We start from the raw sequence: 16,728 nt of genomic DNA, 5'->3' as shown, positions 1-16,728 counted from the left end.
TTTCTAAGATGTCTAATGATCTAACAATCTAAGAAGTCTAAAAATCTAACTACAATGCCTAAAGACAACTCCATCAAATCGGTTTTAATTATTGGTTCCGGACCCATCGTTATCGGACAAGCTTGTGAATTCGACTATGCCGGTTCCCAATCCGCTCGCTCGCTCAGAGAAGAAGGAATCGAAGTCATTTTGATCAACTCCAATCCGGCCACGATTATGACCGATCCCAGCATGGCTGATCATGTTTATCTATTACCGCTAACTACCAAATCCATTATCCAAATCCTGAAAGAGCACCCGCAAATTGACGCAGTATTACCTACTATGGGCGGACAAACGGCGCTCAACTTGTGTCTGGAAGCCGACGAAAAAGGCATTTGGCAAGATTTCAACGTAAGGTTAATTGGAGTTGACATTAACGCCATCAATATTACTGAAGACCGCGAACAATTCAAACAATTGTTGCAAAAAATAAATGTACCTACCGCGCCGGCCAAAACCGCGACTTCTTTCTTAAAAGGAAAAGAAATTGCGCAAGAATTTGGCTTTCCTTTGGTCATTCGTCCTTCCTTTACTTTGGGCGGAACCGGAGCGGCTTTCGTTCACAAAAAAGAAGATTTCGATGAGTTACTAACCCGAGGTTTAGAAGCCTCACCCATTCATGAAGTCTTAATTGATAAGGCTTTATTGGGTTGGAAAGAATATGAGTTGGAGTTGCTGCGCGATAAAAACGACAACGTAGTCATCATCTGTTCCATCGAAAATATGGACCCGATGGGCATCCACACCGGAGATTCGATTACGGTAGCGCCGGCGATGACCTTATCAGATACCACATTCCAAAAAATGCGTGATATGGCCATTTTGATGATGCGTTCTATCGGAAATTTTGCCGGAGGTTGTAACGTGCAATTTGCCGTTTCGCCGGATGAAAAAGAAGATATTGTAGCCATCGAAATCAATCCGCGTGTATCGCGTTCCTCAGCTTTAGCGTCTAAAGCAACCGGTTATCCGATTGCTAAAATCGCTACCAAATTGGCTTTAGGTTACCACTTAGACGAACTGCAAAACCAAATCACCAAGTCGACTTCCGCCTTGTTCGAGCCGACGTTGGATTACGTTATCGTTAAAATCCCGCGTTGGAATTTCGATAAGTTTGAAGGTTCCGACAGAACTTTGGGCTTACAAATGAAATCCGTAGGCGAAGTAATGGGTATCGGACGTTCGTTCCAAGAAGCTTTACATAAAGCGACCCAATCTTTGGAAATCAAAAGAAACGGAATCGGAGCCGACGGAAAAGGCTATAAAAACTACGAACAAATTATCGAAAAACTGACTTTTGCCAGTTGGGACAGAGTATTCGTGATTTACGATGCGATTGCCATGGGCATTCCGTTGAGTCGCATCCACGAAATCACCAAAATCGATATGTGGTTCTTAAAACAATACGAAGAGTTGTACTTGTTGGAAAGAGAAATTTCCCAGTACAAAGTGGATACCTTACCGAAGGAATTACTCCTCGAAGCCAAGCAAAAAGGATACGGCGACCGTCAAATTGCTCACATGATGGGTTGTTTGGAAAGTCAGGTTTACAAATTGCGCGAAGAAATGAACATCAATCGCGTGTACAAACTGGTAGATACTTGCGCGGCCGAATTCAAAGCCATGACACCTTATTATTACTCCACTTTCGAAGCCGAAATCCAAACTGCCGACGGGCAAAGATTGGTGAGCAATGAAAGTATCGTTACCGATAAAAAGAAAGTCATCGTTTTAGGTTCCGGACCTAACCGCATCGGACAGGGGATTGAGTTTGATTATTCCTGTGTGCACGGCGTTTTAGCCGCCAAAGAATGCGGATACGAAACCATTATGATCAACTGTAACCCGGAAACGGTGTCGACCGATTTTGATACGGCCGATAAGTTGTATTTCGAGCCGGTATTTTGGGAACACATTTACGATATCATTCGCCACGAAAAGCCGGAAGGAGTGATTGTACAGTTGGGCGGACAAACCGCGTTAAAACTGGCTGAAAAGTTAGATCGATACGGCATCAAAATATTAGGCACTTCGTTTGATGCCTTGGATTTAGCGGAAGACCGAGGAAGATTTTCCGAATTGTTGGAAGACCTAAAAATTCCGTTCCCTAAATTTGGCGTAGCCGAAAACGCGGACCAAGCTTCAGCTTTAGCCGATGTATTGGATTTCCCGTTGTTGGTTCGTCCTTCGTATGTATTGGGCGGTCAAGGCATGAAAATTGTCATCAACAAACAAGAATTAGAAGAGCATGTTATTGATTTGCTGAAAAATATACCGGGGAATAAATTGTTGCTTGACCATTATTTAGACGGTGCTATTGAAGCGGAAGCGGATGCGATTTGCGACGGCGAAAATGTATACATCATCGGGATTATGGAGCATATTGAGCCGTGTGGCGTGCACTCGGGCGATTCGAATGCCACTTTGCCGCCGTTCAATTTGGGCGAATTCGTGATGCAACAAATCAAAGACCATACGAAGAAAATTGCTTTAGCTTTGAGAACGGTTGGTTTAATCAACATTCAGTTTGCCATCAAAGACGACATTGTTTACATTATTGAAGCCAACCCGAGAGCATCTCGTACCGTACCATTTATAGCAAAAGCGTATGGCGAACCGTATGTAAATTATGCTACCAAAGTGATGTTAGGGAAAAATAAAGTGACTGATTTTACCTTCAATCCGAAACTAAGCGGTTACGCTATTAAACAACCGGTGTTCTCTTTCAGTAAATTCCCAAATGTAAACAAAGCCCTCGGACCGGAAATGAAATCCACCGGAGAAAGCATTTTGTTTATAGACGATTTAAAAGACGATCAGTTCTACGAGTTGTACAGCAGAAGAAAAATGTATTTGAGTAAATAAAAAAAAATCCCGATGTTCTCGGGATTTTTTTATGGGTTTTATTTTTTGCTTTCTTCTTCCAAATCACTCAAATGCAAGCGCAAGGCTGTTACTGATATACTTATTTCCCAAAAAGATATCGCTAAGGAAGTTAGTAAACACAATAAACTGGCGGCAAAAAGGTAAATGCCTGCCGTATGCCAATCGATAAACAAACACAACATAGCAAATACCGAAAGAAACAAACACAATACACCAAAAAGCTGCATATAGCGAATCAATGAAAGCCGCAGGTTTAAGTTTTTGATTTGCAATAAAATACTGCGCGTGTGGTTTTCGTCGTAGTGTTTTTTCAAACTGCGCACAATTTGAGCGATCGTTAAAAACCGATTGGTATAAGCCAATAAGATTAGAGATGTTGCAGAGAATAATAGCGCCGGAGTTTCTATGTTGAGTGTCATAAAAAATTACGAGTTACGAATTATGAATTGCGAAGTTCGGTAAATGCATTGAATAAAAAAACCTGCAAGTCTTCACTCACAGGTTTTGTCTTAATAATTTCGTCTTATTACTATTTAATCAACTCAAAACTTCTTTTAACAAAAGCGGTCAATTCTTCGCCTTTTAATAAACCTTGAGAGATTTTCGCTAAGTCGAGCGCTTGTTTTACCAAACTTTCTTGAGTGGATTTGTCTGGCGTGTTCAAGATGGTTGTGGCCAAATCCGAGTTGGTATTCACCACTAAGTTATACATTTCGGGGAAATTGCCCATGCCAAACATGCCGCCGCCACCGGTTTGACTCATTTCTTTCATTCTTCGCATGAATTCCGGCTGGGTAATCATGAATGGTGCCGCTTGGCTGTCCATGGCTTCCAACTGAACGGTGTAGTTGGTTTTCGGAACAATTTCTTCTAAAACAGTTTTCAGTTGTGTTGATTCCTCTTCAGATAGTTTCGAAATTTGAGTGTCTTCTTTTTGAATTAATTTGTCAATATGATCAGAATCTACACGGGTAAATGTCAAGTTTTCGTTGTCGCTTTCTAATTTCTGAATCAAGTGCGAAACAATAGGGGAATCTAACAGCAACACTTCATAGCCTTTTTCTCTGGCAATTTCAATATAACTGTGTTGTGCGTCTTTGTTAGAAGCGTAAAGTACTACCAGTTTTCCGTTTTTGTCAGTTTGGTTTGCGGTGATGGCTTCTTTCAATTCTGCTAAAGTGTAATACTTACCGTCAACGGTTGGATACAATACGAAGTCGCCTGCCTTTTCATAGAATTTCGGTTCCGACAACATGCCGTATTCCAACACAATTTTGATGTCGTTCCATTTGCTTTCAAAATCTTCGCGGTTTTCGTTGAAGAGCGATTTCAATTTATCGGCTACTTTGCGGGTAATGTAATTCGATATTTTCTTCACGTTACCATCGGCTTGTAAGTAAGAACGAGAAACGTTTAGCGGAATATCCGGTGAATCAATTACACCGCGTAACATTACTAAAAATTCAGGTACTATACCTTCCACGTTATCGGTTACAAAAACCTGATTTTGGTACAACTGGATTTTGTCTTTTTGCACTTGCAAGTTGGCATCCAGTTTAGGGAAGTATAAAATTCCGGTCAGGTTGAACGGATAATCTACATTCAAATGAATATTGAATAACGGTTCGTCAAACTGCATCGGATACAATTCGCGGTAGAAGTTTTTATAATCTTCATCGGTTAAATCCACCGGTTGCTTCGTCCAAGCCGGAGTCGGGTTGTTGATGATGTTGTCTACGTCGATATACTCAGTTTTGTAATCATCGCCCGCATCTTCCGGTTTTGGCAACGCTTCTTTACGGGTTCCGAATTTAATCGGCACCGGCATAAATTTGTTGTATTTGGTCAACAATTCACGGATTTTAAACTCTTCTAAAAATTCCAACGAATCTTCTGCAATGTGCAAAATAATTTCAGTACCTCGGTCTGTTTTGTCGTGTGGCACTAAGGTAAATTCCGGACTGCCATCGCAAGTCCAATGTGCGGCCGGTTCGTCTTTGTAGGATTTGGTAATGATTTCCACTTTTTCAGCTACCATGAAAGCCGAGTAGAAGCCCAATCCGAAATGCCCGATGATACCGGAATCTTTAGCTGAATCTTTATATTTCTCTAAAAACTCTTCGGCTCCGGAAAAAGCCACTTGGTTGATGTATTTTTCCACTTCTTCGGCAGTCATACCGATACCTTGGTCGATGAGGTGTAATTTTTTACCTTCTTTGTCAATTTTGACTTCTATAATCGGATTGCCGTATGCTACTTTGGCTTCGCCGATACTGGTTAGGTGTTTTAATTTTAAAGTAGCATCCGTTGCATTGGATACCAATTCGCGCAAGAAAATTTCGTGGTCGCTGTATAAAAACTTCTTAATTAGTGGAAAGATGTTTTCTACTGATACATTAATTTTTCCTGTTGTCATATTTAAAATTTTAGGTTATACAATTTTGTATTTCAAATACTCAAAAGCAATACCATTTGAAGATACTCTGACAAATTGACGTAATAAGAATTCTACAGGGTTATAGTATTATTTTGTAAAAGGATATCATAAAATGGCCGTATATTTGTCATATAAACATAAAAATTTGTGGTATGAAGAAAGTTATTTTTATGAGCCTCTTGTCTTTGCTGATTTTTTCATGCAAATCTAAGTCGCCAACCAACACGGGTTTAAGTATGCAAACTGAGATTGCCATTAAAGGGGAATGGACTATTACTTCGGTTACTTATCCGGGTTCAGATGTAATTAAGGTTAATTCTTTTGATTTGGCCGATTCAAAATGTTTTATTGGGAGCCAATGGAAATTTATCTCCAACAATAATAAGGGAGAATTTTCATTGAATAGTTCAAAATGTACGAGTTACAGTACACCAATTACATGGTACATCAACCAGAATGAACAATTTGTGATGAAAATTTTGGATGAAAGTAAAGCCAAAAAAGTAAAATCAGGGTATGTTTTACAAGTTGCTGAGCTTACTGAAAATTCATTTCAATTGATTGATAAAGTCGATATAGCTGGGAAGACTACCAATGTTGTTTATCAGTTTCAAAAAATAAATAAATAGTTATGAGAAGAATAAATGCATTTTTATTAGCTGTAATGTTAATTTCATCTACTGTTTTTACAGGTTGTGAAGCGGTGAAAAATTCTAATAACACACAACGTGGTGCTGCTATAGGTGCCGTTGGTGGTGCTGTTATTGGCGGGATTTTAGGAAATAATCTCGGTAAAGGCGGAAAAGGAGCTATGGGCGCTGTTTTAGGAGGTGTTATAGGAGGTGTTGCCGGAGGTGTAATTGGTCATCAGATGGACAAACAAGCTCGTGAAATTGAAACGGCTCTACCGGGAGCACAAGTGGAAAGAGTAGGTGAAGGAATTCGTTTGGTGTTAGGAGAGAATGCGGTGCGTTTCGACACTAACAAATCTACTTTAACGGCAGCTGCAAAAGCTAATTTAGACAAACTAGTGCCGGTATTTAACCAATATCCGGATACTAATATTCAAATTTACGGATATACCGACAGCACCGGAACTCCGGAATACAACCTTACTTTATCCGAGCAAAGAGCGGCTTCTGTTAAAACGTATTTGATTGGAAAAGGTTTGGCAAGTTCTCGTTTTGTAACTTCCGGTTTAGGAATCGCTGATCCGATTGCTACCAACGATACACCGGAAGGCAGAAGTCAAAATCGTCGTGTGGAATTTGCCATCACTGCCAATGAAAAAATGGTACAAGATGCTCAAAAAGAAGCGGGAAAATAGTTTCTGTTGTACTACTGTATAGTTAAAAGCGTTCCTCAAAAAGGAGCGCTTTTTCTTTTGATTTCAATTTTTTTGAACAACATTTAACAAAACTTTTTGTTTAATAATTTTTAAAAATAGTTAAACGTTATTAAATTTACACTGTTCTAAAAAGGAATACTATGACCACAGCAAAAAAAACAAAATCAAAAAAGAATACAGTAGATGACAATGCCATCATTTCATTGTACATGAATGAAGTATTGGAAAACAATGAAGCACCGAAAAATGCTTATGTCTTCTGCAAAAACCACAATATAGAGGAAAGTGATTTTTACGCTTTCTTTGGTTCGCTAGATGCGGTCAAGCAAGATATTTGGGTGAAGTTTTTTGAAAATGCTGTGGCGACTATTGAAAAAGAAGCTGCTTTTGAAAGCTATACAGATAAAAATAAATTGTTGACTCTGTATTTTACCCTGTTCGAAATTTTAACCTTGAACAGAAGCTATGTGGTGTATGCGCTCAAAGAAAATCAGGAAGGGTTAAAGAATTTGAAACAATTGAAGGAATTCCGAAACCATTTTAAAAAATATATCGTAGATAGTATTAAGTCGGAACCTTCAGAGCCATTCGGGAAAGTAGCGAAAGTAACCGAACCCGTTTACGCTGAAGGTGCCTGGCTACAGTTCTTATTCTTATTGAAGTTTTGGATGGACGATACGTCTAAAGGTTTTGAAAAGACGGATGTTTTGATTGAAAAATCGGTAAACACGGTAGTCGATTTATTAAATACCAAACCCTTAGAAAGTTTGTTCGATTTGGGCAAGTTTCTTTGGAAAGAAAAAATGCAATAAATGAAAACCTTAGATAAAATTCCAACCGGAAAGATTGAACGCGCCGGACAGCTGGTCAAAACCGGACTTAAAGTCGGAACCAATTACGTAGCCTATTACGGTGAAAAAATGGTCAATCCTTCTTTAACTCGTGACAAGCTCAACGAAAACAACGCGGAAGACATATACGACGGGTTGAAAAACCTCAAAGGTAGTGCTTTGAAAGTCGCTCAAATGCTGAGCATGGACAAAAGCATCATGCCGCAAGCGTATGTGGAAAAGTTTTCGTTATCGCAGTTTTCAGTGCCGCCATTGTCTGCGCCCTTGGTTCGTAAAACATTCAAAAAATATTTAGGGAAATATCCCGAAGACTTATACGATTCCTTCACTCCGGACGCCATGAACGCCGCGAGTATCGGTCAGGTACACAAAGCAACCAAGGATGGGAAAAATTTTGCTGTGAAAATCCAATATCCCGGAGTGGCGGAAAGTATAAGTTCTGATTTGGCTTTGGTCAAACCGTTTGCCATCAGAATGTTTAACATCAAAGGAAAAGATTCCGATAAGTATTTCAAAGAAGTGGAAGACAAATTATTGGAAGAAACGGATTATGTGTTAGAACTAAAGCAAAGTCTGGAAGTGTCCGAATGGTGTGGTAAAATCGATAATTTGCGTTTCCCTAAGTACTATCCGGAATATTCTTCGGAGAAGATTTTAACGATGGAATGGATACAAGGCGAGCATTTGTCGGAGTTTGCGGCGCACAATAAAGACCGAGCCAAAGGCGATAAAATCGGGCAAGCGTTATGGGATTTTTACATGTACCAAATGCACCATTTGAAGCAAGTACATGCCGATCCGCATCCCGGGAATTTCCTGATTGATGCTGAAGGCCGATTGGTGGCGATAGATTTTGGTTGCATCAAACACGTACCGGAAGAATTTTATGTTCCGTATTTCGAATTGGCTAAACCGGAAGTCATCAATAATCCGAAGCTGTTCAATGAGAAATTATACGAACTCGAAATATTGCGTCACGACGACAGCCCGAAAGAAATTGAGTATTTTACTAAAATATTCTACGACTTATTAAGCCTGTTCACACAACCGTTTCACGGCGATGAGTTTGATTTCTCGGATGCGGATTTCTTCGGTAAAATTGCCCAAATGGGAGAAGATTTTTCTAAAGATACCCAACTCCGCAAGATGAACGGCAATAGAGGTTCTAAGCATTTCTTGTACATCAACCGAACCTTTTTCGGTTTGTACAATTTGTTACACGATTTAAAAGCACGTATCGACACGAAGTCGTTTAAAAAATATTTACCGCATTAAAAATTGTTTATTTATTGGTTAGGTTGGTAAGAGCGACGCTCCACGTTTGAGTCTTGTCGCTCTTATCTTTTTAATAAAGTTCGTAAGTTTGCCTTTCAGAAAATCAACATGCTACAAGTCCAACACATTTCCTTTGCCTATTTAGACCAAACCACCATCAGTAATCTTTCTTTTCAGTTAGAGAGAGGTAAAAATCTTGCCATTATAGGCGAAAGCGGTTGCGGGAAAAGTACCTTGCTCAAACTCGTTTATGGCTTGTACGACTTGGATGAAGGCCGAATATTTTGGAACGAAAATGAAGTACTCGGACCAAAATACCATTTAATTCCCGGGATGGAATATATGAAGTACTTGGCACAAGATTTCGATTTGATGCCATTTATCACCGTAGCGGAAAACGTCGGGAAATACTTGTCGAATATTTATGCCGATGCCAAACAAGCGCGTATAGCCGAATTGTTAGAGATTGTCGAAATGACCGAATTTGCTACTACAAAAGCCAAATATTTAAGCGGTGGCCAAATGCAACGGGTGGCTTTGGCTCGGGTTTTAGCTTTAGAGCCCGAAGTGTTGTTGTTAGATGAACCGTTCAGCCATATTGATAATTTCAGAAAGAACAGTTTGCGCCGAAAATTATTCGCTTATCTCAAGGAAAAGCAAATTACTACTATAGTCGCCACACACGATAGTTCTGATGTGTTATCGTTTGCCGATGAAGTTTTGGTGATGCAGAACGGGCAAATTATCGCTTCTGATTCGCCTGAAAATTTATATCGAAATCCAACCAGTAAATACATCGCCTCACTTTTTGGTGATGTGAATGAAATCGAAATAAACGGAAACAAACGCTATGTTTATCCGCACCAAATGCAAGTGGTTTCCCAATCGGATTTACCGGCTACAGTTACTCAATGCTACTATAAAGGCAGTCATTATTTGGTGGAAGCGACAATCAATGGTCAGACAATCTTCTTCGATAGTTCGAAGTCCTTTCCGTTGGGAACTGTTGTTTATCTGTCCATTATTTCTTAAAAACGCCTATTATTTTTCTTCGGCTACATATTCTAAAATATCACCCGGTTGACAATCCAAAGCTTTGCAAATGGCTTCGAGAGTACTGAACCGAATGGCTTTGGCTTTGCCCGTTTTTAATATGGAAAGATTCGATAGGGTTAAATCGACTTTCTCGGACAGCTCGTTCAACGACATTTTTCGTTTGGCCATCATAACATCAACATTAACAATTATTGGCATAACTTAGATGGTTAGTTCGTTTTCGGTTTGCATTTCTACTCCTTTTTTAAAGATTTGGGCTATGACCAAAAGTACCACTCCCATAAACAGCCAAATATCGGCTCCGTCTAATTTTAATTCAGCGATGTCCGGCATATTAATGCCTTTTTCGGCTAACCATTTGGCGTAATTAGCGCCCCAATTGGAGAAAAAACTAATGAAAATTGTCAGATAGGCTAGGTTAGAAACAAACTTAACAAGTGCTTGACTGAAAGGTTTAGAAAAATCGAGCTTTTTATCGTGTAGTATTTTTACAATCAAGTAGAATAATAAGGCTTTCAAAATGGCTACTATAAAGCCTAAACAGAGTTGGGTTAAGAAAAAGCCGTAGTCGTATTGGTACAGTTCCGTCAGTTTGAAATAATCGGCAGCCAACGGATTGAAAGCTACAGTGAATATAGCATTGAACAAAAAGCTACCGGCTTCAACGCACAAACCGATAAAAATAATCCAAGATAATATGTGCAATACTTGGAGTATCGTTTTAGTAGTGATTCTGATTTCCATTTTTTTTAGATTTTTAATTACGGTTCAAAAATAATAAATATTTATTGATAAACAATAAATAATAATTTTTTTTCGAAAAAAGTAAAAAACAGTCAATCACAAAAAAACCTCAAAGTATTCACCTTGAGGTTTTCTATTTTTTAAAAAAGAATTGACTAGTTTTTCAAATATTTTTCCAAGAATTGGTCTTGTTCCCAAAGCAGGTGTAAAATATTGTCTTTGGCGGCATAACCGTGACTTTCCTTAGGCAATAAAACCAATCTTACCGGTGCGCCCAAATTTTTCAAGGCTTGGAAATAACGCTCTGATTGTAAGGTAAACGTTCCCGGGTTGTTGTCGGCATCGCCGTGAACCAACAATAAAGGTGTTTTCATTTTATCGGCGTTCATAAAAGGCGACATGCCGTTGTAGATTTCCGGTACGTCCCAATAATTGCGTTGTTCACTTTGGAAACCAAAAGGCGTTAACGTTCTGTTGTAAGCACCGCTTCGTGCAATACCGCAAGCGAATAAATTGGTATGTGTTAACAAATTAGCGGTCATAAACGCTCCGTAGGAATGACCACCAATAGCCACTTTTTTACGGTTGATATAACCCAAGTTGTCCACGGCATCAATCGCAGCCTCGGCATTAGCAATCAATTGCGGCATAAAAGTATCGTTAGGTTCTGTAGTACCTTCGCCTATAATAGGGAAAGAAGCATCGTCTAAAACCGCATACCCTTTGGTTACCCAATACACAAAAGAACCGTAGTTCGGGAATGTAAACTCGTTCGGGTTTTTGTTGCTTTGTCCGGCGCTGTTTTTGTCCTTAAATTCTTCAGGATAAGCCCAAATCAACAACGGTAACTTTTCGGTTTTTTTAGTTCTGTCGTAACCGGCTGGTAAATATAAAGTACCTGATAATTCCACACCGTCTTTTCTTTTGTATTTGATGACTTCCTTGTACACGTTTTTAATGCTTTCAAACGGGTTTTTGAAGTTGGTAATCGGTGTGAGTTTACCCGATTTGATGTTTCTGAAATAGTAATTCGGAAAATCGTTTTTCGACTGGATTTGCACCAAAACATCGCCTTTTTTGAAGTCTTCAATCGATTGTAAATCTTCTTTTTTGTCTTTCATTTTAGAAGTGTACAATCGCTTGGTTTTGAGTGTAGTTAAGTTGAATTCGTCTATAAAAGGAAACTGTCCTTCTTTGGTAAATCCGTCGCCAATTAAGTACGCATTGTTGTTTTCGATAGCCAACACATAGCGGTTGTACTGATTTCTTTTGGTTTCAAAATTCCCCGGATCGCTGTAAATGTCTTGCGAATTTCGGTCCCAAACAACTTTAGGCGCTTGGTTCGGATTTGACGGATTGAACAAATATACTTTTTGGTTTCTGGTATCATACCAATCGTCGTAAGCAAAGGCAATAGTTTCATTCCCCCACAAAATACCTCCGTAGCGTTGTTGTGTTTTTAAGATTGATTTCGGTTCATTGTTAAAGGGTGCATCCCAAGTGAAAACTTCATCTCTGAAATCTACTTTCTTCGCTTGATCACCTTCGTCTAAGGCTACTGCAAATGAAAGTGTTGCCGGTTTATCGGCTCTCCAATTCATGCTTCTTTTGCCTTTTCTTACAGAGGAAAAACCTTTAGGCATCACCTCAGTAAGAGGTACTTCATTAACCACTTTGATCTCTCTTCCGTTTAAATCGTAAACTACAGACTTTTGTGGGAAACGGCTCAACGGAACTATGTATGAATACGGTTTTTGAATGGTGGTTAGCATCAAATAATTGCCATCAGGCGAGAAACTTTCTCCGGCGTAGATGTCGGCTCCTTTGAATAACTCAGTTTTTCCGGTTAGGGAAACTCTGTATAATTCGGAAGTCACTAACGCATTAAAATTAGCTTCGTCAGTTTTATTTTTTAACAAATCTTGATACGTTCTGTTTTGTGATTTCGAACCATCGCTGGTAGAAACTGTCGGTCCTTTCGGTAAATCTTTTTTGCTGTCAATTAAAGCAGGGCGGTTTTTCGGCAACATTTTTACCAATAGCGTTTCGTTATCTTTCATCCAGCTGTACGGATTTCCTAAGTTGGCGTTTAGACTGGCTTCGGTAATTCTTTTGGCGGTCGCCGTAGCTACATCAATAACCCAAAGTTCTACTCCGGTATTGGTAGTATTGGTAAAACCGATTTTCTTTTCGTTTTGCGACCAAGAAATGTTGGTAATTCGGGCATTTTGCGGTAATCCTGAAACTTGTGTTTCGACTTTATCGCTGACTTTTCGCAACTTCAAATTATTGAGATAAGTTACAGTACTCGAAATATTCGTAATAGGGTTGATGCGCAAACCTCCTAAACGCATTTCTTCCTGGTTTAAATCGTCCAGTGTTTTGTAAGTGTTGCGGTAGCTTAGCAACATGTATTCTTTTTTAGAATCCATGCTTACTGATGGCGCTCGCTCATAATCGGCTAAAGCCAAAATTTCGGCAGATGGTTTTTGAAAGGTCAGGTTTTCTTGAGCCAAAGCCGAAAATCCTAATCCGAGTAAGAACAGAAAAGTAAAGCGTAATTTCATATGCTCGTAGTTTATGATTGTTTAAAAGTGGGTCGAATTTACGGTTTTTCGGTAACAAATAATGGGAAGATTTTGTTAAAGTTGGCCACTGCTTTACTGTTTTAGTTTGCGCTTTTTTAAAGAAATCTAAATTAGAACTCAAAAAAGGCTTTTAGAACTATAAGATTCTTAAATTTGCGATTCTGATTTTATTAAATAACTAAAAATGATGTACCACTCAAAAATCACAGGTTTAGGTTTTTACGTTCCGGATAATATTGTTACCAATGATGATTTATCCAAAATAATGGATACGAATGATGAATGGATTCAGGAGCGAACCGGAATTCAAGAAAGAAGACATGTTATTAGAGGCGAAGACACGACCACTTCTATGGGTGTTAAAGCCGCCAAAATTGCTATAGAAAGAGCTAAAATTGATAGAAACGACATCGACTTTGTCATATTTGCCACGTTGAGTCCTGATTACTATTTTCCGGGTCCGGGTGTTTTAGTACAACGCGATTTAGGATTGAGAACGGTTGGCGCTTTGGATGTGAGAAACCAATGTTCCGGATTTGTCTATGCGCTTTCGGTGGCTGATCAATACATCAAAACCGGAATGTATAAAAACATATTGGTAATCGGATCGGAGTTGCATTCTACCGGTTTGGATATGACTACTCGCGGTAGGGGTGTTTCGGTGATTTTTGGCGATGGAGCCGGAGCGGCTGTTTTGAGTAGAGAAGAAGATTTAACTAAAGGAATCCTTTCTACTCATTTACATTCAGAAGGTCAACACGCCGAAGAATTAACGGTTATTGCGCCGGGCATGGGCAAGCGTTGGGTTACCGATATTATTGCAGATAACAATCCCGATGACGAAAGTTATTTTCCATATATGAACGGCCAATTTGTATTTAAAAATGCGGTGGTTCGTTTTAGCGAAGTTATTAACGAAGGTTTGCAAGCTAATAATTTACAGGTTTCGGACATTGATATGTTGATTCCGCATCAGGCGAATTTGAGAATTTCTCAATTCATCCAGCAAAAATTTAAATTGACCGATGATCAGGTTTTCAATAACATTCAAAAGTATGGTAATACTACGGCAGCGTCTATTCCGATTGCGTTGACAGAAGCTTGGGAACAAGGTAAAATTAAAGAAGGCGATACCGTAGTGTTAGCGGCTTTCGGTAGTGGTTTTACTTGGGCCAGCGCCATCATTAAATGGTAAAAATATTTCCGTCATAAAAAAAGCCAAACAATTTTGTTTGGCTTTTTTTGTAACAACTAATCTATAATTTATATGTGGTGTTTATAAAAGGCCACCACTGCCTTGGGTTTCATTTTGATCTCTTTGTTTGCGTTGCATGGCGCTGTTTTTACCGCCACCAAACATATAGTTGAATCCGACGTAAAACGTTTGACTTTCCCAAAAGAAAGCGCCGGTTTGGCGGTACGGAATATTACCATCGAAGGCGAAGTTCATGGTTTCAAAAACATCGTTGAAACGGGCTGTAATGCTTCCTTTTCCTTTTAAAATAGTGTAAGTAGAACCAATATCCATGCGGTACATTGGCTCTCTTTCAAACTGTAAGCCTAAATCTCTGCCGCGGTACATGGCAAATAAGTTGAATCGCAATTTTTTATTGGCGACAAAGTTGTGATTCATACGGATGTTAAAGGCCACCACATCGGCTTCGGCTCTTTCTTGTTCTTGTGTATCAGCATTTTGAACTGTTCCTCGGACCGTTCTGAAATAGGCATCGCTACTGGCATTAACCGACCACCAAGTAGCTAGTTTTAAATTCGCAGATATTTCTGTTCCGATAGCTTGGTTGTTGTCAAAATTATCATAAGAGATAATATCCTGATTGATATTGTCCGGGTTTTTGTAAATCACTCTTCCGATTTCGTCGTTGATTTGTCGGTAGAAAACCCCCGTTGTAATAGAGCCAATTTTGGTAGTTCGGGTGTAATTCACTTCGAAAGAGTTGGTGAATTGCGGTTCCAAGGCCGGATTTCCTCTGGATTCTACTAAAGGGGTAGTCCATTCGCGGATAGGGCTGATTTGCCCGATACTCGGACGATCAACACGACGTGAGACGTTGAAGTTGAAGGAATCTTTATCGCTCGCTTTATAGTTGAAAAACAATGACGGATAAATGGCAAAAATATCATCTTCAATGCGGCTTTGGTCATTAAGGTTTTCAGATGGAGTAGTGGAAGTTACTATATTTTCGAAGTCACCGTCGATCTCGTATTGTTCCAAACGAACACCGGCTTGTACACTCCATTTTTTCCATTGTTTGCCGATATTCGCGTAAAAAGAATGAATGTTTCTGGTGAAAACAAAGTTGGAATTGCCGACACGGTTATAAGATGCCGAAGCTTCGTTAATGGTTTCGTCAAAATTATTAGTGATTTTTTGGATTCGGGTTTCGGCACCAACCTCCAATTTTACCGTTTCCGACAATGGGTTTACATAGTCTAAGTTGATTTGCAAAAAGTCGGTATTTCTTTCAATATCGTTCGTAGTTATTCGCGTTGAAGTTGGATTGACTTGGTTGAACAAATAATCAGAGTATTCCGGGCTGTCTGTGTTGGAAAAATTAGCTTGAAAATCGAGGGTTTCTCCTTTTTTGGTGAAGTCATGTTTATAAGCCAGATCATATGTTTGCGTGTAATTGTCATTTTCGGAAAAAGACAATTGTCTGGAATCTCTGCCGGCGGGATTGGTATAGTTGATGTCGGTAAAACCATTTCCGCCACCGTTTACAATATTTTGGTTGGTGTAGAAGGAAAGGGTGTTTTTCTCATCGATATAATAATCCATACCTAATTTAACCAAATGCGAAGTATTTAAATTGGAACCGCCAAATTCTTGTTTGTTTTCAAAAAGCGGTTGGGAACTGTTGATATAACCTTCATTGGCATTTTTCCCATGGTTAAAACCGTAGTTGGTATAGAAATTTACTTTGCCTACTTTGTAATTTAAATTTAAAGCGGAATTGGTTTTTGGGGTAATACCAAAAGTAACGCCTGAGTTAATGCTTCCGTTGAAGCCTTCTCGTGAATTTTTGTGTAAAATGATGTTGATGATACCGCTCATGCCTTCCGGATTGTATTTGGCGGAAGGATTAGTAATCAATTCGATTTGTTTAATAGAAGAAGACGGGATTTGCTGTAACAACTGAGCTGCATCAATATTTGACGGCTTTCCGTCAATTAAAACTCTTACATTGGAATTGCCTCTTAAACTCAGTTCTTTGGTTTGCGGATCTACGCTTACGGTTGGTACGTTATTTAAAATTTCCGAAGCAGTGTTTCCGGAAGCGATGAGGTCTTTTCCAACATTCACCACTTTTCTGTCGATTTTTTGTTCGATGGTAGAACGCTCTTTTACGATTTCAACTCCGGCTAACTGTACGGCTTCTTCTTCAATGGCAATGGTGTTTAAGTTGACTGTTTTATTGTTCTCAGACAGCGTAACTTCTTGCGTGATTTTTTTATAGCCGATAAATTGAACTTCTACAGTGT

At 39.2% G+C, this 16,728-nt stretch carries 13 protein-coding genes; 7 read left to right on the top strand and 6 right to left on the bottom strand.

Annotated elements, in window-relative coordinates:
• Positions 1-54: 54 nt before the first annotated feature.
• Positions 55-2,907 carry a carbamoyl-phosphate synthase large subunit gene (gene carB / locus Q0M21_RS07445; RefSeq protein ID WP_295336485.1) on the top strand — a complete coding sequence of 951 codons (2,853 nt, stop codon included), beginning with the start codon at positions 55-57 and terminating at the stop codon, positions 2,905-2,907.
• Between the two features lie 38 nt (positions 2,908-2,945).
• On the opposite strand, the gene Q0M21_RS07440 is transcribed toward carB, so the two are convergent.
• Entirely contained in the window at positions 2,946-3,347 is a 402-nt protein-coding gene (locus Q0M21_RS07440) for a DUF2721 domain-containing protein (RefSeq protein ID WP_295336483.1), read from the bottom strand.
• Between the two features lie 110 nt (positions 3,348-3,457).
• Positions 3,458-5,344, bottom strand: a complete 1,887-nt coding sequence (gene htpG, locus Q0M21_RS07435; protein WP_295336480.1) for a molecular chaperone HtpG — start codon at positions 5,342-5,344, stop codon at positions 3,458-3,460.
• 173 nt (positions 5,345-5,517) lie between these two features.
• Here htpG and Q0M21_RS07430 point away from each other — a divergent pair, with 173 nt between their 5' ends.
• From Q0M21_RS07430 to Q0M21_RS07410, 5 genes are all read left to right on the top strand, one after another.
• On the top strand, positions 5,518-5,994 hold the full coding sequence (locus Q0M21_RS07430) for a lipocalin family protein (protein ID WP_295336478.1): 477 nt from the start codon (positions 5,518-5,520) through the stop codon (positions 5,992-5,994).
• 2 nt (positions 5,995-5,996) lie between these two features.
• Positions 5,997-6,692, top strand: a complete 696-nt coding sequence (locus tag Q0M21_RS07425) for an OmpA family protein (protein WP_295336476.1) — start codon at positions 5,997-5,999, stop codon at positions 6,690-6,692.
• Between the two features lie 161 nt (positions 6,693-6,853).
• Positions 6,854-7,525, top strand: coding sequence for a TetR family transcriptional regulator C-terminal domain-containing protein (locus Q0M21_RS07420; RefSeq protein WP_295336473.1), 672 nt, complete (start codon positions 6,854-6,856; stop codon positions 7,523-7,525).
• A complete protein-coding gene (locus tag Q0M21_RS07415) occupies positions 7,526-8,839 on the top strand; it encodes an AarF/ABC1/UbiB kinase family protein (RefSeq protein ID WP_295336470.1) in 1,314 nt (437 codons plus the stop codon).
• 108 nt (positions 8,840-8,947) lie between these two features.
• Positions 8,948-9,871, top strand: coding sequence for an ABC transporter ATP-binding protein (locus tag Q0M21_RS07410; protein ID WP_295336467.1), 924 nt, complete (start codon positions 8,948-8,950; stop codon positions 9,869-9,871).
• A 9-nt stretch (positions 9,872-9,880) separates the two neighbouring features.
• Here the strand turns inward: Q0M21_RS07410 and Q0M21_RS07405 are convergent, their stop codons facing one another.
• The 3 genes from Q0M21_RS07405 to Q0M21_RS07395 form a co-directional block, all read right to left on the bottom strand.
• Positions 9,881-10,093 carry a helix-turn-helix transcriptional regulator gene (locus Q0M21_RS07405; protein ID WP_290873159.1) on the bottom strand — a complete coding sequence of 71 codons (213 nt, stop codon included), beginning with the start codon at positions 10,091-10,093 and terminating at the stop codon, positions 9,881-9,883.
• 3 nt (positions 10,094-10,096) lie between these two features.
• On the bottom strand, positions 10,097-10,639 hold the full coding sequence (locus Q0M21_RS07400; protein WP_295336463.1) for a DUF2975 domain-containing protein: 543 nt from the start codon (positions 10,637-10,639) through the stop codon (positions 10,097-10,099).
• 155 nt (positions 10,640-10,794) lie between these two features.
• Positions 10,795-13,206: a prolyl oligopeptidase family serine peptidase gene (locus tag Q0M21_RS07395; RefSeq protein WP_295336460.1), complete on the bottom strand. Its 2,412-nt coding sequence runs from the start codon at positions 13,204-13,206 to the stop codon at positions 10,795-10,797.
• Positions 13,207-13,414: 208 nt separating this feature from the next.
• Here Q0M21_RS07395 and Q0M21_RS07390 point away from each other — a divergent pair, with 208 nt between their 5' ends.
• Positions 13,415-14,422, top strand: coding sequence for a 3-oxoacyl-ACP synthase III family protein (locus tag Q0M21_RS07390; protein ID WP_295336757.1), 1,008 nt, complete (start codon positions 13,415-13,417; stop codon positions 14,420-14,422).
• Between the two features lie 81 nt (positions 14,423-14,503).
• Here the strand turns inward: Q0M21_RS07390 and Q0M21_RS07385 are convergent.
• On the bottom strand, positions 14,504-16,728 hold a 2,225-nt coding region (locus Q0M21_RS07385; RefSeq protein ID WP_295336458.1), incomplete at its 5' end, for an outer membrane beta-barrel family protein.

The sequence above is a fragment of the Flavobacterium sp. genome, assembly GCF_024710485.1.
In the GTDB taxonomy this organism is placed as follows: domain Bacteria; phylum Bacteroidota; class Bacteroidia; order Flavobacteriales; family Flavobacteriaceae; genus Flavobacterium.
The sequence above is the reverse complement of the archived record's forward strand: the minus strand, read 5'-3'. Positions and strand labels throughout refer to the sequence as shown.